19 protein-coding genes are annotated in these 23,474 nt (G+C 63.2%); 10 read left to right on the forward strand and 9 right to left on the reverse strand.

Annotation, left to right across the window (positions count from 1 at the left end):
• Positions 1 to 283 precede the first annotated feature (283 nt).
• The 3 genes from ACS13N_RS03045 (at position 284) to ACS13N_RS03055 (ending at position 2,622) form a co-directional block, all read left to right on the forward strand.
• On the forward strand, positions 284 to 577 hold the full coding sequence (locus ACS13N_RS03045) for a hypothetical protein (RefSeq protein WP_039597728.1): 294 nt from the start codon (positions 284 to 286) through the stop codon (positions 575 to 577).
• Positions 578 to 937: 360 nt separating this feature from the next.
• Positions 938 to 1,156 (forward strand): translation initiation factor IF-1, encoded by a 219-nt coding sequence (gene infA / locus ACS13N_RS03050; RefSeq protein ID WP_004631109.1) that lies wholly within the window; start codon positions 938 to 940, stop codon positions 1,154 to 1,156.
• A 470-nt stretch (positions 1,157 to 1,626) separates the two neighbouring features.
• The gene (locus tag ACS13N_RS03055) at positions 1,627 to 2,622 is read left to right on the forward strand and encodes a hypothetical protein (protein WP_438930295.1); all 996 of its coding nucleotides are present in this window, start codon (positions 1,627 to 1,629) and stop codon (positions 2,620 to 2,622) included.
• 126 nt (positions 2,623 to 2,748) lie between these two features.
• On the opposite strand, the gene galU is transcribed toward ACS13N_RS03055, so the two are convergent.
• Positions 2,749 to 3,621: a UTP--glucose-1-phosphate uridylyltransferase GalU gene (gene galU / locus ACS13N_RS03060; protein WP_438930296.1), complete on the reverse strand. Its 873-nt coding sequence runs from the start codon at positions 3,619 to 3,621 to the stop codon at positions 2,749 to 2,751.
• Between the two features lie 39 nt (positions 3,622 to 3,660).
• Positions 3,661 to 6,537 (reverse strand): valine--tRNA ligase, encoded by a 2,877-nt coding sequence (locus ACS13N_RS03065; protein WP_438930297.1) that lies wholly within the window; start codon positions 6,535 to 6,537, stop codon positions 3,661 to 3,663.
• 154 nt (positions 6,538 to 6,691) lie between these two features.
• On the opposite strand from ACS13N_RS03065, the gene ACS13N_RS03070 reads away from it, so the two are divergent.
• Positions 6,692 to 9,055: a UvrD-helicase domain-containing protein gene (locus tag ACS13N_RS03070; protein ID WP_438930298.1), complete on the forward strand. Its 2,364-nt coding sequence runs from the start codon at positions 6,692 to 6,694 to the stop codon at positions 9,053 to 9,055.
• Between the two features lie 24 nt (positions 9,056 to 9,079).
• Here ACS13N_RS03070 and ACS13N_RS03075 read toward each other — a convergent pair whose 3' ends face one another.
• The 4 genes from ACS13N_RS03075 to ACS13N_RS03090 all read right to left on the reverse strand — a co-directional run bounded on the left by ACS13N_RS03075 (position 9,080) and on the right by ACS13N_RS03090 (position 12,378).
• Entirely contained in the window at positions 9,080 to 9,877 is a 798-nt protein-coding gene (locus ACS13N_RS03075) for a BPSS1780 family membrane protein (protein ID WP_438930299.1), read from the reverse strand.
• Positions 9,868 to 10,872, reverse strand: coding sequence for a homoserine kinase (locus ACS13N_RS03080; protein WP_438930300.1), 1,005 nt, complete (start codon positions 10,870 to 10,872; stop codon positions 9,868 to 9,870). Before ACS13N_RS03080 ends, ACS13N_RS03075 begins: the two co-directional genes overlap by 10 nt.
• Before the next feature lie 91 nt (positions 10,873 to 10,963).
• Positions 10,964 to 11,386, reverse strand: coding sequence for a hypothetical protein (locus tag ACS13N_RS03085; protein ID WP_438930301.1), 423 nt, complete (start codon positions 11,384 to 11,386; stop codon positions 10,964 to 10,966).
• 83 nt (positions 11,387 to 11,469) lie between these two features.
• Positions 11,470 to 12,378, reverse strand: a complete 909-nt coding sequence (locus ACS13N_RS03090; RefSeq protein ID WP_438930302.1) for a TIGR00730 family Rossman fold protein — start codon at positions 12,376 to 12,378, stop codon at positions 11,470 to 11,472.
• A 4-nt stretch (positions 12,379 to 12,382) separates the two neighbouring features.
• Here ACS13N_RS03090 and polA point away from each other — a divergent pair, with 4 nt between their 5' ends.
• From polA to ACS13N_RS03110, 4 genes are all read left to right on the forward strand, one after another.
• A complete protein-coding gene (polA, locus tag ACS13N_RS03095; protein WP_438930303.1) occupies positions 12,383 to 15,199 on the forward strand; it encodes a DNA polymerase I in 2,817 nt (938 codons plus the stop codon).
• A gap of 179 nt (positions 15,200 to 15,378) precedes the next feature.
• Positions 15,379 to 16,704, forward strand: coding sequence for an NAD(P)/FAD-dependent oxidoreductase (locus ACS13N_RS03100; RefSeq protein ID WP_438930304.1), 1,326 nt, complete (start codon positions 15,379 to 15,381; stop codon positions 16,702 to 16,704).
• Between the two features lie 105 nt (positions 16,705 to 16,809).
• Positions 16,810 to 17,688, forward strand: coding sequence for a dienelactone hydrolase family protein (locus ACS13N_RS03105; protein WP_438930305.1), 879 nt, complete (start codon positions 16,810 to 16,812; stop codon positions 17,686 to 17,688).
• A gap of 156 nt (positions 17,689 to 17,844) precedes the next feature.
• Positions 17,845 to 18,651, forward strand: a complete 807-nt coding sequence (locus ACS13N_RS03110) for a ZIP family metal transporter (protein WP_064802240.1) — start codon at positions 17,845 to 17,847, stop codon at positions 18,649 to 18,651.
• A gap of 74 nt (positions 18,652 to 18,725) precedes the next feature.
• Here the strand turns inward: ACS13N_RS03110 and ACS13N_RS03115 are convergent, their stop codons facing one another.
• The 3 genes from ACS13N_RS03115 to ACS13N_RS03125 all read right to left on the reverse strand — a co-directional run bounded on the left by ACS13N_RS03115 (position 18,726) and on the right by ACS13N_RS03125 (position 21,826).
• Positions 18,726 to 19,613, reverse strand: a complete 888-nt coding sequence (locus ACS13N_RS03115; RefSeq protein WP_438930306.1) for a sulfurtransferase — start codon at positions 19,611 to 19,613, stop codon at positions 18,726 to 18,728.
• A gap of 29 nt (positions 19,614 to 19,642) precedes the next feature.
• Positions 19,643 to 20,632, reverse strand: a complete 990-nt coding sequence (locus ACS13N_RS03120; RefSeq protein WP_438930307.1) for a DMT family transporter — start codon at positions 20,630 to 20,632, stop codon at positions 19,643 to 19,645.
• Between the two features lie 96 nt (positions 20,633 to 20,728).
• Positions 20,729 to 21,826: an aromatic ring-hydroxylating oxygenase subunit alpha gene (locus tag ACS13N_RS03125; protein ID WP_438930308.1), complete on the reverse strand. Its 1,098-nt coding sequence runs from the start codon at positions 21,824 to 21,826 to the stop codon at positions 20,729 to 20,731.
• Between the two features lie 424 nt (positions 21,827 to 22,250).
• Between ACS13N_RS03125 and ACS13N_RS03130 the strand changes: the two genes are divergently transcribed.
• Complete coding sequence (locus ACS13N_RS03130) at positions 22,251 to 22,538, forward strand: exodeoxyribonuclease VII small subunit (RefSeq protein ID WP_438930309.1); 288 nt, start codon at positions 22,251 to 22,253, stop codon at positions 22,536 to 22,538.
• Positions 22,535 to 23,434: a polyprenyl synthetase family protein gene (locus tag ACS13N_RS03135; RefSeq protein ID WP_438930310.1), complete on the forward strand. Its 900-nt coding sequence runs from the start codon at positions 22,535 to 22,537 to the stop codon at positions 23,432 to 23,434. The genes ACS13N_RS03130 and ACS13N_RS03135 overlap by 4 nt, the downstream gene beginning before the upstream one ends.
• The last annotated feature ends 40 nt before the right edge of the window (positions 23,435 to 23,474 follow it).

Genomic DNA, 23,474 nt, shown 5'->3' on the forward strand with positions numbered 1-23,474 from the left:
GGGAATGCTGCGGTCCTGCGTGCCCGGTCTGCGGCAAACATGAAACGTTTGCGAGGAGCACGGCGAGCACGCTAGCACAAGCCTGTGCCCGCGATCCCTACGAAAGAGGGGGCGCGCACTGAAAGTTCTTAAGAACAGGTTTCGATCTGCTTGGCTGAGAGATCGGGCCCGCTTGCAAGCCCCCAGCGGAGGTAGATCAAAGGTTGGCGGCGCTTTCATCGCCACGCAAAGTGCGCGGGTGTATAGTCGGACAGCACTCGACCTTCAAGAGGGGGCATTTGCGATGGACACTTCGCCGGCGGGCCAATACAAAGGCTTCGACATCTATCCGTTGGCTTTCCAGCACGAACGCACGGCCCGCTGGCCCGAGGCCCGGGAGGACCGCAGCTACAACGCCGCCGTGATGATCTGCAGAGCAGGGGAGTCGCCCGAGCCAGGGCAGACCCAGGTCTTCCGCCTGTCGGGGGAGCAACAGTTCAGCAACGTCGGGGATGCACGCGTGGCAGCTTTGCGCTTTGCTGAGAGCATCATCGACGGCGACGTGCCAGACCTGTCATTGGCGGTTGACAAGGTCTGAAGCGTCACCGCTCTCGTCCGTGATAGAATAGCGGGCGAATCCGGCTTGCCGCCGGGCCTGTCATGGCCCGTGCAGCCGAGTCCAGCACCGGGGTTCCCCCCGCGTCGAGCCGGGCGGCGCGCTATCTGCGACCGCCACCCATTCCTCGCTTGCACTAAACGTACGAAACGAGGCGCGCGCCACTGGCGGGCGCAACCTGCGTTGGGTGCAACTCGGTACCCCCCAAGCCCGCTGTGCGGGCCGATGATCGCGGCGATGCCGCTGCATGCCCACTACACTAGGCGTGCGGCGTGGTTCGGGTGGGTCATCACACTATTGCAACCATTGACGCAGCCGTGTGCTGCATACAAAGGAACGAGTTTGGCTAAGGAAGAACTGATTGAATTTGAAGGGGTGGTCTCCGAAGCACTGCCCGACAATCGTTTTCGCGTGCAACTGGAAAACGGCGTGGAAATCTGGGCATATGCCTCGGGCAAGATGCAGAAGCATCGTATCCGCATCTTGGCTGGTGACCGCGTGAAGCTGGAAATGTCGCCGTACGACCTCACGAAAGGTCGCATCAACTATCGACACAAGTAACGAGCAACACAGCACTAAAGCGCCCAGCAAGACACATAAGAGACCGCGAGCACGCATGGCCCGCGGTTTTTTTCTTTCGCCAATCGTTAGCGATCGGTAATATTCATTGGCGTGTCACCTGGATGGGGTATGATCCCCATCGATCGCTGACGGGGGGAAACGCAGTCAGCGATCAACTGAAGTGCAGGGCTTTTCCTCTCGTCAAGCCACGCCTCTCCTTCGCAATTTTGGGTGAGCGCGCGCCAGCTGTACCAGTCCTCAAATAAGCGCACGGCCCGCCGATAACCTCGGCTGAGGCTTCCAATCGCGCATTCAATTCGCCGACCGGGGCGTCATCTGACGCTCGCACCCGTTCGGTGCTCAGTGTGCCAACCGAGTCACACCACATCGAGATACCGCACGGGTAGGACGGCGCTTGTCCATCGAAATCTGGGCGTAACGTTTTTGCGTCCGAGGGAATAGAAATCACAATGTTGGAAACCACAAAAGCAGCACAGAGCGTGGCACGCGCGAGCCGGCGCGTCATGATGGGCCTGATGGCGGCAGCAGCGCTGACGGGCTTGGGTATGCAAACCGCCTCGGCGCAGGCCACGCGCCCGAAGGCACCCATCTACGGCGTTACGCTGGACGACGTCAGCAACATCAACGCGATCGTGGCGTCGCTCACGCACCTGCCGTACAAGCCGACCGTGCGCGTGGTGTTCGATCCGGGCACGACCGCAGCACAGTACTACCCCGCACTCGTGAAGCTCCATGCCGTCGCCTACGTGATGGGTGAAATCATGGACTCCTACTACTTCCCGAGCGATCTGCAAACGTACACGGACCGCACCAATGAACTGGTCGGCACGCTGAAGAACGTGGTGGACGTGTGGGAAATCGCCAACGAGATCAACGGCGAATGGCTGCGCGTCGACTCGAACGGCCCGAACGCGGTGGCTGCACAGGAAGAGCAGGACATCGGCAACATGGTGGCAGCTGCCCACGACATCGTGAAAGCCAACGGTGGCCTGACCGCCGTGACGATGTACTACAACGACGACCGCAAGGGCAACAACTGCTGGCAACTGCCGATGGATGCTTGGCAGACCTGGGCACAGACCTACCTGCCCGCACGTGTGCGCCAAGGTGCAGACTACGCACTGTTCAGCTACTACCCGTACCAGGATTGCCCGGGCCTGTATCCGAACTGGACCAGCGACTTCCAGCTGCTGGAGTCCATTTTCCCGGCGGCGAAGGTCGGTTTTGGTGAGATCGGTACGTCGAGCACGGGAGCGCCGACCTCTGTACAGCAGAACCTGATCAAGTCGTACTATCCGATGGCTAATACGAAGATGGCAGCCGACCCGCGCTTTATCGGCGGTTATTTCTGGTGGAACTACGCCGAGCAGATGCTGCCGTACAGCACCAGCTCGTACTGGAACCTGCTGAACAACACCATCAAGCCGCTGGCAGCACCGCAATAAGACACAGAAGCTGCTGCGCCTGCATCAGAAGGGGGCGTACCTGGCCGGCCAAGGCTTCGGCCTTCCGGCCAACAAAAAACCCGCGTCAGCTCGCGCTGCGCGGGTTTTTCTATGGGCAGATGAAACTTAGCCGCGCGCAGCGAGGTACGCGCGGAAGTCGTCGGCAACTTCCTTGTGCTTGAGTGCCAGTTCGACGGTGGCCTTTAGATAGCCCAGCTTGCTGCCGCAGTCGTAGCGCACACCCTTGTAGCGATAGGCCAGCACCTGCTCGGCCGACAGCAGCGACTGGATCGCATCCGTCAGTTGCAGCTCGCCGCCCGCACCGGGCTTCAGGTTGCGAATGTGGTCGAAGATGCGCGGCGTGAGGATGTAGCGGCCCACCACGCCCAGGTTGGACGGCGCATTCTCCGGTGCCGGCTTCTCGACGATGCCTGACATCTTGATCACGCTGCCATCCTCTTCCCACGGGCGGCCGTCAACCACGCCATACGAGCGGCTCTGCTCGCGGTCGATCTCTTCCACGCCGATCACCGAGCAGTTGTAGTGGTCGTACAGGTCGACCATCTGCTTCATGACGGGCGGGGTGCCATCCAGCAAGTCATCTGCCAGGATGACCGCGAAGGGCGCATCGCCGACCAGCTTTTCGGCGCACGCGACCGCGTGGCCCAGGCCCAGCGCTTCCGGCTGGCGCACGTAAAAGCAATCCACATGCGACGGTTTAATCGAGCGTACGACTTCCAGCAGCGCAGTCTTTTGCTTGGCTTCGAGTTCAGCTTCCAGTTCGTAGGCCTTATCGAAGTGGTCTTCAATGGCGCGCTTGCTGCGGCCCGTCACGAAGATCATCTCGGTGATGCCGGCGGCCATAGCTTCTTCCACGGCGTACTGGATCAGAGGCTTGTCCACCACCGGCAGCATTTCCTTCGGGCTGGCCTTGGTGGCCGGCAGAAAGCGGGTTCCCAGACCCGCGACCGGGAAGACGGCTTTGGTAACGCGTTGCATCGTGGTTTCCTTCGTATCGATATAGGTTCGCTGGTGTGCTCAGGCGGTCTGCACCGGCAGGCGTGCAACCTGGGCTTCCAGCTTGGCGAGCGTGGCCTTGAAATCCGCCAGACGCTTCTGTTCTTGTTCCACCACGGCGGCCGGCGCGCGGGCAACGAAGGATTCGTTGCCGAGCTTGCCTTCAGCCTTGGCGATCTCGCCGCGCAGACGGTCGACTTCCTTGCTCAGGCGTGCGTGTTCAGCAGCCACGTCAATCTCGACTTTCAGCAGCAGCTTGTTCTCGCCGACGATGGCGACCGGGGCGCCGGCACCATCCTGTTCCATGGCGGCGGCGTCCGTGTAGACCTTCACTTCCGACAGCTTGCCCAGCGCCTGCACGTACGGTGCAGCGGCTTGCAGGAATTCCGCTTCGCCATTGGCGTACAGCGGCACACGCTGCGCCGGGGAGAGGTTCATCTCGCCACGCAGATTGCGGCAGGAATCCACCAGGGCCTTGAGCTGCTGGACCCATTGTTCGGCCTGCTCGTCGATCTTCGTGAGCGCGGCGCGCGGGTATTCCTGCAGCGCGAGGCTCTCAGAACCGTCGCCCTTGGCGCGACCAGCCATTGGCGCGACCTTCTGCCAGAGCTCTTCGGTAATGAACGGGATGATCGGGTGGGCCAGGCGCAGCACGGTTTCCAGCACGCGCAGCAGCGTGCGGCGCGTGGCGCGTTGCTGGGCCGGCGTGCCGGTCTGGATCTGCACCTTGGCGAGTTCGAGGTACCAGTCGCAGTACTCGTCCCAGACGAACTTGTAGATGGCGTTGGCGATGTTGTCGAAGCGGTAGTCGGCAAAGCCTTTCTCCACTTCGGTTTCCACGCGCTGCAGCAGCGAGACGATCCAGCGGTCGGCCTGCGAGAAGTCCAGATAGCCTTCGGGGCCGCAATCGCCGACGCATTCCTGCATGCCGCAGTCTTGGCCTTCGGTGTTCATCAGCACGAAGCGCGTGGCGTTCCAGAGCTTGTTGCAGAAGTTGCGGTAGCCCTCGCAGCGGCCCGGGTCAAAGTTGATGCTGCGGCCCAGTGTGGCGAGCGATGCGAACGTGAAGCGCAGCGCGTCGGCGCCGAACGCCGGAATGCCTTCGGGGAATTCCTTGCGCGTGCGCTTTTCGACCTTGGGCGCGTCCTTCGGGCGGCGAAGGCCTGTCGTGCGCTTGGCCAGCAACGGCTCCAGCGCAATGCCGTCGATCAGGTCGACTGGGTCGAGCGTGTTGCCCTCGGACTTGCTCATCTTCTTGCCTTCCGAATCGCGCACGAGGCCGTGCACGTAGACGGTGTGGAAGGGCACTTCGCCGGTGAAGTGCAGGGTCATCATGACCATGCGCGCCACCCAGAAGAAGATGATGTCGTAGCCCGTGACCAGCACGGTGGAGGGCAGGAAATGCTTCAACTCCGGCGTATCGGCGGGCCAGCCCAGCGACGAGAACGGCACCAGTGCCGCCGAGAACCACGTGTCGAGCACGTCTTCGTCACGCGTGAGCGCGCCGGTGTAACCCTTGGCTGCGGCTTGGGCGCGAACCTCTTCTTCCGTGCGGCCAACGTAGACGTTGCCAGCTTCATCAAACCACGCCGGAATCTGGTGGCCCCACCACAGTTGGCGCGAGATGCACCAGTCCTGGATGTTGTTCAGCCACTGGTTGTACGTGTTGACCCACTGCTCGGGCACCAGCTTGATCTTGCCGCCTTGCACGGCGTCCAGTGCCACTTCGGCGATGGAGCGCCCCGGGAAGCGCGTGCCTTCCGGCGCCGGCTTGCTCATGGCGACAAACCACTGGTCGGTCAGCATCGGCTCGATCACGACGCCGGTACGGTCACCACGCGGCACCATCAGCGTGTGCTTCTTCACCTCGGCAAGCAGACCTTGCGCTTCAAGGTCCTCGACGATCTTCTTGCGCGCGTCGAAGCGGTCCATGCCGGCGTAGGCGGCCGGGGCATCGGCGACGATCTTCGCGTCGAGCGTCAGGATCGACAGCTGTGGCAGCTTGTGGCGCTGGCCCACCGCGTAGTCGTTGAAATCGTGGCCTGGCGTCACCTTGACCACGCCAGTGCCGAATTCGCGGTCGACGTACTCGTCAGCAATCACGGGGATCTGGCGATCGGTCAGCGGCAGGTGCACGAACTTGCCGATCAGGTGGGCGTAGCGCTCATCTTCCGGGTGCACCATCACGGCCGTATCGCCGAGCATCGTCTCCGGCCGCGTGGTGGCGACCGTCAGGTGTGTCAGGCCGCGCACGGCGTCCGGCTCGGCCAGCGGATAGCGGATGTGCCACAGCGAGCCTTCTTCCTCTTCGCTCACCACTTCCAGGTCGGACACGGCGGTGCCGAGCACCGGGTCCCAGTTGACCAGGCGCTTGCCGCGGTAGATCAGGCCCTGCTCATACAGGCGCACGAACACGTCGCTGACGGCACGCGACATCTTCGGGTCCATCGTGAAGTATTCGCGCTCCCAGTCGATCGAGGCGCCCATGCGGCGCACCTGGCGCGTGATGGTCGAGCCCGATTGCTCTTTCCATTCCCAGACCTTCTCGACGAACTTCTCGCGGCCCATGTCGTGGCGCGACACGCCTTGCGCATCCAGTTGGCGCTCGACGACGATCTGCGTGGCGATGCCGGCGTGGTCGGTGCCCGGCACCCACAGCGTGTTGGCGCCCGACATGCGTGCATGACGCGTCAGGCCGTCCATGATGGTCTGGTTGAACGCGTGGCCCATGTGCAGCGTGCCCGTCACGTTCGGCGGCGGCAGCTGGATACAGAAATCCGGCTTGCCGGCTTCGAGCGTCGCACGGGAGACGCCCATCGCTTCCCACGCTGCGCTCCACTTCTGCTCGATGGTGGTGGGTTCGAAACTCTTGGCGAGGGACTGGTTTTGATCGGTCATGCTGACTGGGGGCGCAAATCCGCGCAAAAAGACGTTTGGCCCGGGAAAAATGCTGGGCGAAAGCTTGGAATTATACGACTTGTCCGTGTCCGCCACGGCCGAGGCGAGGGAGGGCGCCGGTATAATTTCCGGATTCTGCTAAGGCTTCCCCCGCATGTCCGACCTGCTCGCCAATCTGAACCCCGAACAACGCGCTGCCATTACGCTTCCCGATGAATCGGCGCTGATCCTGGCGGGGGCGGGCAGTGGCAAGACACGCGTGCTGACCACCCGCATCGCCTGGCTGATCCAGAGCGCACGCGTGTCACCATCGGGTGTGCTGGCCGTCACGTTTACGAACAAGGCGGCCAAGGAAATGACGGCCCGCCTGCAGGCCATGCTGCCGATCAACACGCGTGCCATGTGGATCGGCACGTTCCACGGCCTCTGCAACCGCTTGCTGCGCGCGCACTTCCGCGATGCGGGCCTGCCGCAGACGTTCCAGATTCTGGATACGCAAGACCAGCTTTCCGCCGTCAAGCGCCTGCTCAAGTCGCTCAACATCGACGACGAGAAATTTCCGCCCAAGAACGTCCAGTACTTCATCAACGGGGCCAAGGAGCAGGGCCTGCGCGCGGGCGATCTGGAAATTGCCAACGAATACGACCGCCGCATGGCCGATCTCTACGCCGCCTACGACGCGCAATGCCAGCGCGAAGGCGTGGTCGACTTTGCCGAGCTGCTGCTGCGCTGTTACGAACTGCTGCGCTACAACGACGCGATTCGCGCGCATTACCAGCGCCGCTTCAAGCACATCCTGGTCGACGAGTTTCAGGATACGAACAAGCTGCAATATGCTTGGCTGAAAGTGCTCGCTGGTCTGGGTGAGCCGGGTGTCACCCCCAACGCCATCTTTGCGGTGGGCGATGATGACCAGAGCATCTACGCGTTTCGCGGTGCCAATGTCGGCAATATGGTCGACTTCGAGCGCGAATTCCGCGTGGAACACCGTATCAAGCTGGAGCAGAATTACCGCTCGCACGGCAACATTCTCGATACGGCAAACCACCTCATCTCGCACAACTCGCGTCGCCTGGGCAAGAACCTGCGCACCGACGCCGGCCACGGCGAACTGGTGCGCGTCTATCAGGCGGCCACCGATGGCCAGGAAGCTGGCTGGATCGTCGATGAGATCCGCGACCGCATCGCCACCGGCATGTCGCGTTCGGAAATCGCCATCCTGTATCGCAGCAACGCGCAGTCGCGGGTGATCGAGCATGCGCTGTTCTCGGCCGGTATCGCCTACAAGGTGTACGGCGGTTTGCGCTTCTTTGAACGCGCGGAAATCAAGCACGCACTGGCGTACATCCAATTGCTGGAGAACCCGGATAACGACGCCGCGTTCGGCCGTGTGGTGAACTTCCCAGCGCGTGGCGTCGGGGCACGTTCGCTGGAACTATTGCAGGATGCCGCCAAGCTGTACGGCATTTCGCTGGCGGCTTCGGTGCCGTACCTGACGGGCGCGGCGGGCACCAAGCTGTCGGCGTTTGTGCGCCTGATCGAGCAGATGCGCGCCGACACGCGCCAGATGACGCTGCCGGAGATCGTTCAGCACGTGATCCATGCCAGCGGCCTCATTACGCACTACCAGGGCGAGAAGGAAGGCCAGGACCGCATCGAGAACTTGCAGGAACTGGTGACCGCCGCGCAGGCCTTTGTGGCCGAAGAAGGCTACGGAGTGGATGCCATTGCGACTGTGCTGCCGGTGCGCCACGACGCCATGGTGCGCATCGAAGGCGGCGAGATCGATACCGTCTCCGAACTCGTTATCGACGAAACGCCTGCGGAAATGACGCCGCTGGTCGCGTTCCTCACGCACGCCTCGCTTGAGGCCGGCGACAACCAGGCCCAGGCTGGTCAGGATGCCGTGCAGATGATGACCGTGCACGCAGCCAAGGGGCTGGAATTCCACGTCGTCTTCATCACCGGGCTGGAAGAGGGTTTGTTCCCGCACGAAAACAGCCAGATGGAGAAGGACGGCCTGGAGGAAGAGCGCCGCCTGATGTACGTGGCCATCACCCGGGCGCGCGAGCGGCTGTATCTGTCGTTCGCGCAAAGCCGCGTGCTGCACGGCCAGATTCGCTACCACATCCGTTCACGCTTCTTTGATGAGCTGCCGGAAGAGACGCTGAAGTGGCTCACGCCGCAGCAATCGGGCTACACCGCCACGCGCCGCACGCAAGGTGAAAGCGCCTGGGGCAACGACTGGTTCAAGCGCCCGCAGCGCGGCGATGAGGAGTCGTACACCGGCACGCGCCCAACGGGCGGCATGGACACCGGCAAGAACTACGCCGATGCCAAGCGCGCGGAGGCAACGGGCTTCCGCGTCGGCCAATCGGTGTTTCACAACAAGTTCGGGGAAGGCGTCATCACGGCGCTGGAAGGCGAGGGCGCCGATGCGCGTGCCAGCATCAAGTTCAACCGCCACGGCGTGAAGGTGCTGGCGCTCGGCATCGCCAAGCTGGACCCGATCAACTGAGTATCGATCGGGTCGGTGTGCGGGTCAGGCCGTCGTATCGGTGGTCTGGCCGGCGGCTTGCGTCACATTGAAGCAGCCGCGATAGGTGGCGTAGAACGAGCAATACAGCACCGCCATCACGAGAATCCGATACGGCGTAGCGATAATCGGGGCGATGTTGTTGGCGCCGCTCGAAGCGAACGCTGCGTCGATGAACAGGGGGACGGCGATCAACAGGATCCCGACCAGCGCCCCGTACAGGATGAACGCCGCGCGATTGCGCCACACGGCCATCCAGCTGAAGAACAGCGCCTTGCCCACCGGAATGCCGTGCCAGGCCACCAGCAACGGCGCAAACCAGAACAGCACCGCCACCGGGATGTACAGTACCGCGCCCATCACCATCGTCAGGTACAACTCACGGATGGCCTCGGTGGTGGGCGGCTTGTCGCTGAACACGGCCATGAGCGTGTCGGTATCCACCATCGTCATCAGAATGCCGCTGACAACGAGCACCAGCACACCGTAGATACCGCCGAGCTTGAGCAGGCCACGCAGGGCGTCTTTGCCGTAGGAGCGGAAACCTGCGACGAGCGAGGCTGGCCCGACGCGCTTACCCGCCACCGTATCGCGGCACGCCGACATGAAGCCCACGTAGATGGCCGGATTGACCAGCAGGATGGCAAACACGCCAACAGGCGGCACCAGCAGCATCAGCAGGTTGACTGCAAACAGGTAGATGAACAGCAGCAGCAAAAACCCGATCGGGTTCTTGCGGAACAGCCACGCACCCTGGCGCAGCCAGACGTAGCCTTGCTTGCCGGAGACTTCGATCAGTTGCATTGTTCAGGAATGTCCAGAGTCAGCCCTGCCGCCCGCACACGCTCGCGCAGTACGCGTTCGAAGTGGGTCGGGTCGTGCGGCTTGAGCAGTTCGGCATCGCGCGGCAGGTAGAAATCCCACAGGCGCGATACCCAGAAACGATAGGCCGCGGCGCGCAGCATGTCTTGCCAGTGCCGCGTTTCGGCATCGGTGAAAGGACGCACGGCGTGATACGCATGCAGCATGGCGCGCGCGCGCTCGGTATCCAGCACACCGGTGGCGAGATCGATACACCAGTCGTTGACGGTCACAGCCACGTCGAACAGCCATTTGTCGACGCCGGCAAAGTAGAAATCGAAGAAGCCACCGAGGCGTTCCGGCTGGCCATCGGCGGCCGGCTCGAACAGCACGTTGTCGCGGAACAGGTCGCAATGACACGGGCCTTCAGGCAGCGCGGCATAGTCGGCGCTGGCGAAGAAGCGTTGCTGGTGGGCGAGTTCGGTCTCCAGCAATGCGCGCGTGTCGCCGTGTACGAAAGGCACCACGTCTGGCACCACGTCGTTCCACCAAGGCAGGCTGCGCAGGTTCGGCTGGTGGCGCGAGTAATCACGCCCCGCCAGGTGCATGCGCGCGAGCATGTCGCCCACGATGGCGCACTCGGATACTGTCGGCGCTAGGTTGGAACGACCCGCCAGGCGCGTCACGATGGTGGCCGGTTTGCCGTTGAGCGTGCGCAGGATCTCGCCGTCACGTCCGGGAATCGGCGCTGGCACGCTGATGCTGTGCTGCGCCAGATGCTGCATCAGGTACAGATAGAACGGCAGCTGTTCGAACGTGAGGCGCTCGAACAGCGTGACCACGAATTCGTGCGTTTGCCCGTCTTTCTCGGTAGTCAGAAAGAAGTTGGAGTTTTCGATCCCGGAGGGGATGCCGCGAAACGCGCGGACGGCGCCCACATCGTATTGATCCAGCCAGAGAGCGATCTCGGCGTCGGAGACCGGGGTGAAAACAGCCATGCTTCAGAAATGGGAAACGGGTGAAAGGAGGCGGCGCGGCAAACTGATGCCACCGCGCCGGTGTGCCGATGCGCCTTCCGGGCGCGGGAATTCAGAACTTCAGGACGTTGACCGAGGGTACGCGATCAATGTCGCCACGCTCACGGATGCGCGGCGAGCTGTCCTCAGGCTTGCTCAGGTTGTAGGACGTGCCCATGCCCGATTTGACATGGATGTCCGGTGCCTGACCTTTCTGGAAACGGTATTCCTCGACCTGCGTGCCGTCGTTGTCGCGGTATTCGAAGCTCGGCTTGACGGTTTCGTGGTGGATTGAGCCGTGCGTCGGCTTGGCCAGCGGCTGGTTGTTGATCGCCTTGACGTCCGGCAGGTCCAGGCCGGCGCTGTCCTGCGTCACTTCGGCGTGCACGGGCAGGGCCAGGCAGAGGGCGGCACCTGCGGCCAGCCCCGCGTGGCGCATCAGGCGCGCGGCGGTGGCAAAACGGCGGGCGGCAGGCGGGTGAAACAGCGAATCCATGATGGACTCCAGCGAGTGATCCGGGACCCTCCATTCTAGCAGTCCGGCCATCCCACCATCGTCCATCCGGATGGCGCTGAATGTCACAGGTAGAACATCTCTTCCTTGGGCGGAATCGGCGAGGTGCCTTCGCGCTTTTCGTAGAACTCGTAGACAGCGTCGAGCGCGTCTTTCGGTTCGTCGACGATACGCATGATGTCGAGATCGTGCTCGGCAATCAGGCCCATCGGCAGCAAAGTAAAGCGGAACCAGTCCAGCAGGCCCTTCCAGAAGTGGCTGCCGAACATGACCACCGGCACGCTGCGCGACTTGCCCGTCTGCACGAGCGTGAGCACTTCGGCCAGTTCATCAAGTGTGCCGAAGCCGCCGGGCATGACGATGAACGCGTCGGAGTTCTTCACGAAGGTGACCTTGCGCGTGAAGAAATGGCGGAACCGCATCGAGATGTCCTGATACGGATTGCCCTGCTGCTCGTGCGGCAGTTCGATGTTCAGGCCGACGCTGGCCGACTTGCCCGCGTGCGCGCCCTTGTTGGCCGCTTCCATGATGCCGGGGCCGCCGCCGGAGATGACGGCGAAGCCTGCGTCCGAGAACAGCCGGGCGATTTCGATGGTGCGTTCGTAGTACGGCGAATCCTCGCGCAGGCGCGCGCTGCCGTAGATCGAGACGGCTGGGCGGATCTCCGAGAGGTACTCCGTCGCCTCGATGAACTCTGCCATAATCGTGAACATCTGCCAGGAGGCGCGTGCTTTCTTTGCGGTAGCGCGTTCCTCGTCGGCGAGTGCCCGCAGGCTGGGGATCATCTTGCGGTCGGTGCGGCCGTGTGCAGCGTCGGATTTGGTGGAGGCAATCTCCACCGTGCGGTCCACACCCACCGTCACGTTGACGTCCATGTCAGCCGTGGATGCACCAGCAGCCTGCTTCACGTCGCCATGAGCGGCGTCGCCATTGTTGGAAACGCCTTCGGGCGTTCCAGTCACATTAGAGTCCATGGGAATGTCGGAAAGTCAAGAAACGCTGTTGCTCGTCGATGGCTCGAGTTATCTGTACCGTGCTTATCACGCACTGCCCGACTTGCGTAACGGAGAAGGGTTTCCTACGGGGGCCATCTACGGCATCGTGAACATGCTGCGCAAACTGCGCAGCGACTACCCGGCCAAGTATAGCGCTTGCATTTTCGACGCTAAAGGCAAGACGTTCCGCGATGACCTGTATCCCGCCTATAAAGAGCATCGCGCGCCCATGCCGGACGACCTGCGTGCGCAGATCGAACCGATCCACGAAGCTGTGCGCGCGCTGGGCTGGCCCATCCTGGTGGTTGACGGCGTAGAGGCCGATGACGTGATCGGTACCCTGGCCGAACGGGCGACACGGGAAGGCGTTCGCACCATCGTTTCCACCGGCGACAAGGACCTTGCGCAACTCGTGAACGATCACGTCACGCTGGTCAACACGATGACCAACGAGACGCTCGACCCGGCCGGCGTGCAAGCCAAGTTTGGCGTGCCGCCCGAGCGCATCGTCGACTATCTCTCATTGATTGGCGACACGGTTGACAACGTGCCGGGCGTGCCCAAGGTGGGCCCGAAGACCGCCGTGAAATGGCTGACCGAATTCGGCACGCTCGACAACGTCATCGCGCGTGCGGCCGAGATCAAGGGCGTGGTGGGCGAGAACCTGCGCAACACGCTTGAGTGGCTGCCCAAGGGCCGTGAGTTGTTGACTGTGAAGCTCGACTGCGATCTGTCCAAGGAGGTGCCGAATTTCGATGCGCTGATTGACGGGGGCGAAGACAAGGGCGAGCTGGCCGATTTCTTCGGTCGCTACGGCTTCAAGACCTGGTTGCGTGAGGCCACCGGCGAGGCGTTGCCCGACACGCGCAGCGTGGGTGCCGCGCGCAAGGCGGCCACGCCCGTCAAGAATTACGCTGGCGAAGCCGTGGCACAGCAACAAGCCCAGGCCAGCCTGTTCGATGTCGAAGCGCCGCCCGAGGCGGTCAAGTATGAGACCGTGACCACGCAGGCGCAGCTCGAATCGTGGATGCAACGGCTGGATGAGGTCGACCTCGTTTGCATCGACACCGAGACGACATCGATTGATCCGATGCAGGCGCAACTGGTCGGCATCTCGCTGTCGGTCACGCCGGGCCAAGCGTGCTACATCCCGGTCGCGCACCGCGGGCCGGACGTGGCGGGGTTGGATGCTGCGGCCCAACTTTCGCGCGAGGCCGTGCTCGCCCGCATGAAGACCTGGCTGGAAGACGATGCATCAAAGAAGGTCGGTCAGCATTTGAAGTACGACGCGCATGTGTTTGCCAACCACGGCATCGCGCTGCGCGGCATCCAACACGACACGATGCTGCAATCGTACGTGCTCGAATCGCACCGCAACCACGGCATGGATGCGCTGGCCGAGCGTGTTTTGCGCCTGAAGACCATCACCTACGAAGAGGTGTGCGGCAAGGGTGCTTCGCAGATCGGCTTTGACGAAGTGCCGCTGGATCGCGCCACCGAGTACGCCGCTGAAGACGCTGACATCACGCTGCGCCTGCACCGCGCGCTGTTCCCGAAAGTGGAGGCCGACGACAAGCTGGACTACGTCTACGAGCAGATCGAGATGCCCACCTCCATCGTGCTGCAGAAGATGGAGCGCAACGGCGTGCTGATCGACGGTGAGCGCTTGGCCAAGCAGAGCGCGGAAATCGGCAAGCGTTTGCTGGAGCTGGAGACGGAGGCGCACGCGCTGGCCGGTCAACCGTTCAACCTGAGTTCCCCCAAGCAGATTGGCGAGATCTTCTTCAACCAGATGAAGCTGCCGGTCGTCAAGAAGACCGCCAGCGGCGCGCCGTCAACCGACGAAGAGGTACTGCAGAAGCTGGCCGAAGACTACCCGCTGCCCAAGTTGCTGCTTGATTACCGGGGCCTGGCTAAGCTCAAGTCCACGTACACCGACAAGCTGCCGAAGATGGTGAACCCGAACACCGGTCGGGTGCACACGACTTACGGCCAGGCCACGGCGGTCACCGGGCGTCTTGCTTCGACCGATCCGAACCTGCAGAACATACCGGTGCGCACGGAAGAAGGACGGCGCATCCGCGAGGCCTTCATCGCGCCGGAAGGCAGCGTGATCATCTCGGCCGACTATTCGCAGATCGAGCTGCGCATCATGGCCCATCTGTCGCAGGATGAAGGCCTGATGCGTGCCTTCCAGGAAGGCCAGGACGTGCACCGTGCGACCGCTGCCGAAGTGTTCAGCGTGACGCCGTTGGAGGTGACCGCTGACCAGCGCCGCGTAGCCAAGGTCATCAACTTCGGTCTCATCTACGGCATGAGCGCATTCGGGCTGGCCAGTAACCTGGGCATTGGCCGCGACGCCGCTAAGCTCTACATCGACCGCTACTTTGCCCGCTACCCCGGCGCCGCGCGCTACATGGACGAAACGCGCCAGACTGCACGCGAACGCGGCTACGTGGAAACCGTCTTCGGCCGCCGCCTGTGGCTGCCGGACATCAACGGCGGCAACGGCCCGCGCCGTCAGGCTGCCGAGCGTGCCGCCATCAACGCGCCGATGCAGGGTACGGCGGCAGACTTGATCAAGCTGTCGATGCTGGCCGTGCAAGGCTGGCTGGAAGCCGAAGCCATGCGCTCGCGCCTAGTCATGCAGGTGCACGATGAACTGGTGCTCGAAGTGCCCCAGGATGAACTGGCCGTGGTGCGCGAGCGCCTGCCCGAACTGATGTGCGGCGTCGCGGCACTGCGCGTGCCGCTGGTGGCCGAGGTGGGCGTGGGCGCCAACTGGGAAGAAGCTCACTGATATGCAGCGCGACCGCCGCGCCAATACAAGGCGCGGCGCCGCTTTGCTTGCCGAGGCAGGCTGTGGATGGCGATGCCATGCGCTTTTAATGATCTGTGATATCTGCCTGACTGGGGTTGCAGCGGATTTTGCAATGCAGCAGACTGCATCTGAACGGTCACGTGATTCAGGAGAGACGTATGGCAGGGCAGACGGATGGCGCGGGCGGACCGCGCATCGTAGTGGTCGGCGGCGGCGCTGGCGGGTTGGAGCTGGCAACGCGCCTGGGCGACAAGCTCGGCAAGCGTGGCGCTGCGCAGGTCGTGCTGGTGGATCGCAACCCGACCCATATCTGGAAGCCGCTGCTGCACGAAGTCGCTGCCGGCAGCATGGACCCGAACACGCATCAGCTTGAATACGCCGCGCAGGCGCGCTGGCACGGCTTCGAGTTCCAGCAGGGCGAGCTGAAGGGCCTTGATCGTGCCGCCAAGACCATCACCGTTTCGGGTTTTTTCGATGCCGATGGCACGGAGGTACTGCCCGAGCGCGCCATCGCTTATGACACGCTCGTCCTCTCCATTGGCAGCGTGACGCACTTCTTTGGCGTACCGGGCACGGCGGAGCACGCCATCGCACTCGATACCGCATGGCAGGCCGAGCGCTTCCGCCGCAAGCTGATCTCCGCGTGCATGCGCGCGCAGAATGGCGTGAGCGATGCGCGGCCGCAGGTGGACATCGCCATCGTTGGCGCGGGTGCGACGGGCGTGGAGTTGTCGGCGGAATTGCGCAACACGGCGCATGTGCTGTCTGCGTATGGCCTGCACAAGCTGGACCCGCGCCACGATATCCGCATCCACCTGATCGAGGGCGGCCCGCGCATTCTGCCGGTGCTTAAGGAGCGCATTTCGGCGGCGACCACCGAACTGCTGCAGAAGCTCGATGTAGATGTCATCACCAGCGAGCGCGTAACGGAAGTCACCGCCAATGCGGTCAACACGGCCAGCGGCAAATCCATCCCCGCCGATCTGACCGTGTGGGCGGCAGGCATTCGCGCGCCATCTGTGCTGGGCGAGCTGGGGTTGCCGGTCAACAAGCTGGGGCAGGTGGTTGTTTCACGCACGCTCCAGGTGGAAGGCGACGATTCCATCTACGCGTTTGGCGATTGCGCCAGTTGTCCGTGGCCAGAAGCGTCCACCAGCGTGCCGCCGCGCGCGCAGGCCGCACACCAGCAGGCGACGTACCTGTACAACGCGCTGCGCAACCGCCTGGACGGCAAGCCCGTCGGGCCGTTCGCGTTCAAGGATCTGGGCTCGCTGGTGTCGCTCGGCCACTTCAGCGCGGTCGGCAGCCTGATGGGCGGGCTGATCGGCGGCTCGATGTTCATCGAGGGCCTGATGGCGCGGCTGATGTACACGTCGCTGTACCGCATGCACGTGCTGGCGCTGCACGGCTGGGTGCGCATGTCGCTCGACACGGTCACGCACTGGCTGCGCAGCAAGACGAATCCGCGCGTCAAGCTGCACTGATCTTCACGCCGCGTTGCACGGCGCTGCGTTCGGCACCGATGGGCTGGCTTCGGTAGACTAACCGCTTCGTTCACCGTCACCGCCTTCGGGCGTTAGGAGAGTGCGATGCAGCTGGATGCAGAAGTGGAGTGTCTGGTGCCGGGCCGCAACTTTGACCGCCGCGGCTTCATGAAGACGGCGCTGGGTTCGGCATTTGCGGCGGCGGTGCTGCCCGTGTCGGCACAGACCATCAAGACGGACTTCAATGGTCTGACGGCGGGCGAGGTGACGGTGCCCGTCGGCGACTTCAAGATGCCTGCCTATCGTGCCCAGCCCGAGGGCAAGACCAAGCTGCCAGTGGTGATCGTCGTCAGCGAGATCTTTGGCGTGCACGAATACATCGCTGATGTCTGCCGGCGCTTTGCCAAGCTCGGCTACTTGACCATCGCGCCCGAGCTGTTCGTGCGCCAGGGCGACCCGCGCGCCTACGGCACGGTTCAGGAAACCGTCGCCAACGTGGTTTCCAAGGTGCCGGATGCACAGGTGGCGGGGGACCTGGATGCCACGATCGCCTGGGCCAAGGAGAACGGCGGCGATCCGGCGCGCATCGGCATCACCGGTTTCTGCTGGGGCGGGCGCCAGGTTTGGCTGGCAGCCGAGCGCAATCCCGACATCAAGGCAGCCGTCGTGTGGTACGGGCCGCTAAAAGGCAACGCGACCCCGCTACAGCCGGGCGCCCCGATCGATCAGGTGAGCGACCTGAAGGCACCCGTACTTGGCTTGTACGGCGCAAAGGACACCGTCATCACGGAGGACGCCCGCGACGCCTTGAAGGAAGCATTGACGAAGTCCAAGAATCCGAAGGCGCGTGCATCGCGCATCATCGTCTACCCGAATTCCGGTCACGCATTCCATGCCGACTACCGGCCCAGCTATGTGAAGGCCGATGCCGAAGACGGCTGGAAGAAGTGCCTCGCCTGGTTCAAAGACCACGGCGTCGAGTAGGCGCATCGCGCTTCGCACAACAAAGGCCCCATGTGGGCCTTTTGTTTTTTGGGCTGCGCTGGCAAAGGTTCACAAAGGCGCATACAATGCGCCTCTTCTTGCAACTCTGTTGCGTTTATCGGCGCTGACAGCATCCGCTGTGGCGCCACGCTCGGCATGACCCTCGATACCACCCTGTTAGGCATTCTTCTGGCGACCGCGCTGTCCGGCATCGGCAGCATGGCGGGCGCTGCCGTGCTGTCGCTGACCGTGCTGTCGCGCGTGGTCGACCGCATGGTCAGCTTCTCCGTCGGGGTGCTGCTGGCAACGTCGCTGCTGCACTCGCTGCCCGAGGCCTTTGAGGCGCATAACGGTATCGAGCCGAACACGCATGCGCTGTTCGCCACGCTGCTGGCCGGGCTGCTGGGTTTCTTCCTGTTGGAAAAAGTCTCACTGCTCCGTCACTCGCACCATCATGAGGGTGACGGGCATGGCCATCACCACGGACACGATCGCCAGGAAGCCGGTCGCAGCGGCATGATGATCCTGGTGGGTGACGGCCTGCACAATTTCTCCGATGGCATTGTCATTGCCGCTGCGTTCCTGGCGGATACCAAGGTCGGTATCGTCACCGCACTGGCCATCGCCGCGCACGAGATCCCGCAGGAGATCGGTGATTTTATGGTGCTGCTCAACGCTGGTTTCTCGAAGACGCGTGCGTTTGTCTACAACCTGATCTGCAGCGTCTGCGCGCTGGTGGGCGCGGTGCTCGGCTACTACCTGCTGGATCGCCTGACGTCGTGGATTCCGTATGTGCTGGTGGTAGCCTCCAGCAGCTTCATCTATATCGCCGTGTGCGATCTGATGCCGCAGATGAAGCGCCGGCCGCGCAAGCAAGAGTCGGCGATCCAGGTTGCGCTGATCGCAGCGGGCGTCGCGATGATCTTCCTGCTGACCAATGGCCTGCATGGTCACGCACACTGAGACACATCGCTCACGCCCTAAAAAAAAGCCCGGTGGATGCCGGGCTTTTTGCTGTGCGCGAGATGTGCAGCGGGTTACGGATTGGGCCCCGTTGCCACCGGTCGTGCCGGGTCGCTGCACCACTCGCTCCACGAGCCTGCGTAGAGGGCGGCGCCGGTCAGGCCGGCAATTTCCATCGCCAGTGCGTTGTGGCAGGCGGTCACGCCCGAGCCGCATTGCAACATCGCATCGGCGGGTTTGGCGTCGGCCAGCACAGCAGTGAAGTCCGCGCGCAGTTGCTCGGCCGGCTTGAAGGTGCCGTCGGCCTGCAGGTTGTCGCGGAAGAAGCGGTTGCGTGCGCCGGGGATGTGGCCGCCAACGGGGTCTAGCGTTTCGTTCTCGCCGCGGTAGCGATCGGGGGCGCGGGCGTCGATGACGGGTTTGTCGGCATGTCCGAGGTACTTCTGCACGATGTCGGCATTCACCAGCGCCGCGAGCGACGGCTTGCGTGTCAGGTTGCCGGGCGTGGCGTTGAGCTGCGGCTCGTCGGGCACGATCTTATTGACGGGGTAGTGTGCAGCCTCCCATGCGTTCAGGCCGCCGTCCAGCACAGCAACATCCGCATGTCCCACCCAGCGCAGCAGCCACCACAGCCGTGCCGCATACATGCTGCCTTGGCGGTCGTAGGCGACGACCTGCGTGTCGTCGTTCACGCCCAGTGCACGCAGGCGTGCGACCAGCGCATCAGCATCGGGCAGCGGGTGGCGACCATTGGTGCCGGTCTTGGGGCCGGACAGTTCGTTGTCCAGGTGCAGGTAGAACGCGCCCGGAATATGGCTGGCGCGGTACGCGTCACGCCCGGCTGCCGGGTTGGCGAGGTCAAAGCTGCAATCGACAATGACCAAGCTGTCCGGCGCGCTTTGCTGCAACGCGGCCAGTTGCGGGGCGGTCATCAGGGTGGCGTAGCGAGCGCGTTCGCTCATATCAGCAATCTCCAGGGGTCGACTAGCAATCAAACTTCCGGGTGAATCTCGGCTTCCGGTCCGGACACAGCAGTCTGCGGGGTCGGATGCTCCGTGCCTGACTGGCGGGCACGCATGACTGTGGTGACGATGCCGCTGCCGATGATGAGGGCCATGCCCAGCCACGACAGCGCGTTCAGGTGATCTCTCCACAGCAACATACCCCAACCGCTCGCAAAGACGATGCCGGTGTATTGCAGATTGGCAGTCAGTAGCGTGTTGCCGCGCTTGTAGGCGCGCGTCATGGCGGTCTGGCCCAGCGTGGCCAGCAGGCCCACCGCCAGCAGTAGCCCCGCGGTGTGCCACGTGTGCGCTTGCATGCCGCCAATCAGCATCCATACGCCACCAGCGATCGCGCTGATCAGCGAGAAATAGAACACGATGCGCGCCTCGTTCTCGCCCAGGTCGCCCAGTTGGCGGACCTCCACATAGGCGAGGGCGGTGAACACGCCCGACACCAGCCCGACCATGCCGCCAGCAAGCTGCGACGACCCCACTCCCACGCTTGGCTGCAGCAAGCAGATCACGCCAACGAACGACATCAGGATCGCCACCACCATCTTGCGGTCGGCTCCGCCAGCCTTGCCGGCCATGGCCGCGCCCGCACCGATGATCAGCGCAATCCACACCGGCGACATGTAGTTCAGCGTCATGGCCGTCGCCAGCGGCAGCAGGCTGATGGAGGTGAACCACAGCAGCAGCGAGGTCACCCCAAACACGCTGCGCTTGATATGCGACGTGAGATACGGTGTGCGAATGCCAGCGCCCGTGTTGGCCAGAATCGCACCCATCACGATCATGCCGATCACGCTGCGGTAGAAGACGATCTCGCCCGTGCTGTAGTGCGCCGACGCGAGCTTTACACACACGCCCATCGCCGAGAAGGCGAATGCGGCAAGAATCATCCACAGCGATTGGCGGGACGAGTTGTCGGCCGTCTGGGCGGCCGTTTGAACAGCAGTGGTGGTATCGGCAGACATGGCGAGGGCGGGGCGAAAAAAACGGTGCAGGCCACGCGGGCTGCACCGTTCGTATTGTGACGCGGAAGGCGGCGGATGCCTACGGCCGAACGTCCGTTAGTAGCTCATCACGCGCCGATACCACTCGTGGAAGTGCTGCATGCCATCTTCCATGGGCGACTGATAGGGGCCGACCTCGCTCACACCGCGTTTCATCAGCGCCAGGCGGCCGGCGTCCATGCGCTCGGCGATCTCGTCGTCCTCGATGCAGGTTTCCATGTAGGCGGCGCGCTCGGCTTCAACGAATTCGCGCTCGAACAGGACGATCTCTTCCGGGTAGTAGAACTCGACCACGTTGCGCGTCTTGGTCGGGCCCAACGGATGCAACGTTGACACCACCAGCACGTTCGGATACCACTCGACCATCACGTTCGGGTAGTACGTCAGCCACACCGCGCCGTACTTGGGCATCTCGCCGTTGTTGAAGCGCAGGACGGCGTCGTGCCACTTCTGATACGCCGGTGTACCTGGTTTGCGCAAATTCGCGTGGATGCCGACCGTCTGCACGCTGTGCCACTCGCCGAATTCCCATTCCAGATCGTCACACGAGACGAACTGGCCGAGACCGGGGTGGAAGGGCACGACGTGGTAGTCCTCGAGGTATACCTCGATGAAGGTCTTCCAGTTGTAGTTGCAGTCGTGCACCTCGACGTGGTCGAGCATATAGCCGGAGAAGTCGAGATCGCGCGCCACGCCCAGGCGAGCAAGGTCTTCGCGCACGTCGCGCTTGCCCTCGAACAGCAGGCCGTTCCAGTTCTGCAGCGGCGAGCGCGACAGGTGCACGCACGGTTGCTGCTCAAAGTGCGGTGCGCCCAGCAGGTCGCCCTGGAGGTCGTACGTCCAGCGATGCAGCGGGCAAACGATGTTCTGGGCATTGCCGCGCCCATTGAGCATGATGGCCTGCCGATGCCGGCACACGTTGGAGAGCAGTTCGACGCCGTTCGGATTGCGCACCAGCACGCGGCCTTCGGCCTCGGCGGCAAGCGTGTGATAGTCGCCGACTTCCGGGACCATCAGCTCATGGCCGACGTAACCGGGGCCATGCTTGAACAGACGTTCGATTTCAGTTTGATACAGCGCCTCGTCAAAGTAAGCAGAGACGGGCAGCTGGGTTTCAGACGGCACCAGGTTCAGTGCGGCGCTGAGATTGGACATTATCCCCACTCCCAATAACGGTGAAAGTAGTGAACAACCCAACCATCGAAAGATTCGACGAAAAATTCGATTTGGGACAGGACGCCATCGGCAGGTGGCCTAGGGTCTGTTGAGGTAGGAAACGAGCGCTGCTGGCCCCCGCTTGGGCCTGCGACCATACGTTTTTGGGCCAACAGACCCAAACCATCGTACGGAACGGCGTGCGCCGGCCCGGCCTTTGGAGGAAAGGGGGCGATTGTACCCCAGGGGATTTGATAAGTCCCTGATTTTCGACATCTTTCGGCCGCCAGTCAGTCGGCCCTCAGCTGGACGGCGGCTCCTCTGAGCGCCGCGAACCGCCACTCGGCGCCTTGCGGGAAGTGCGCAGAACGCACGCGGAATTGCCGTAAAATGCTGGATTGTCCTTTTCTGATTCACAACCGGCATGCCCCGTGCCCCAGGCGTTGCTTCGAGCGACGCGTCCGCCTCCCCATCCGCCACGCCGGCTTCCTATGAAGCGGCCATGGCCGAACTCGAAACCCTCGTTGCCAGCATGGAATCAGGCGAACTGCCGCTGGAGGCCTCGCTTGCGGCGTATCGCCGCGGAGCCGAACTGGTCAAGTATTGCCAGCAGGTGCTGGAGCGCGTCGAACAGCAGGTCCGTGTGCTCGACGGAGACGCCCTGAAACCGTTGGCCGACGACAGCAATGCGAACGAGCAGGGCGACGCATGAGTGACTTTGCTCAATGGATGGCGTCCGTGGTTGCACGGACGGAAACCGCGTTGGAGCGCGCGCTGCCGGCCGAGACCGTGGTACCGCAACGCCTGCACGCTGCCATGCGCTACGCCACGCTGGGTGCCGGCAAGCGGGTACGTCCGCTGCTGGCGCATGCCGCCGGTGCGCTGAGTGACGCCTCGCCCGAAGCACTCGACGGCGTGAGTTGCGCGGTGGAGATGATCCACGCCTACTCGCTGGTCCACGACGACATGCCCTGCATGGACGACGACGACCTGCGCCGTGGCCGTCCAACTGTGCATCGCGCCTATGATGAAGCGACTGCGCTGCTGGTGGGTGATGCGCTGCAGACGCAGGCTTTCATCGTGCTGGCTGAACGGGGCCCGGTGAGCCCGGCGACCCGCGCCGTGCTGGTAGGCGAGTTGGCGCGTGCGTCCGGTTCGCTAGGTATGGCGGGTGGTCAGGCGATTGATCTGCAGAGTGTCGGCATTGCGCTGTCGCAGGACGAACTGGAAGCGATGCACCGCATGAAGACCGGCGCACTGTTGCGCGCGAGCCTACGCATGGGTGCGCTGTGTGCTGGAGTGACTGCCGCTGCGCTGGAGCAGGTGGATGCCTATGCGGGTGCCGTCGGCCTGGCATTCCAGGTGGTGGACGACATCCTCGACGTGACGGCTGACACCGCCACGCTGGGCAAGACTGCAGGCAAGGACGAGGCCAACGACAAGCCGACCTACGTGTCCATCCTCGGGCTGGACAAGGCCCGGGTGCTGGCCGATGAGCTGCACGCCGCAGCGGACGCGGCAGTCGCGCAACTGGCCCGTGAGTTGGGCGAATCGCGCACCATTCGGTTGGCCGAGATGGCCGATCTGATCGTGCGGCGTGGTCACTGAACAACATTGCATCGACGGTAGAAGTCTTTGCCCAAACGCT

The organism is Ralstonia sp. 24A2, from assembly GCF_051783885.1.
Classification (GTDB): domain Bacteria; phylum Pseudomonadota; class Gammaproteobacteria; order Burkholderiales; family Burkholderiaceae; genus Ralstonia.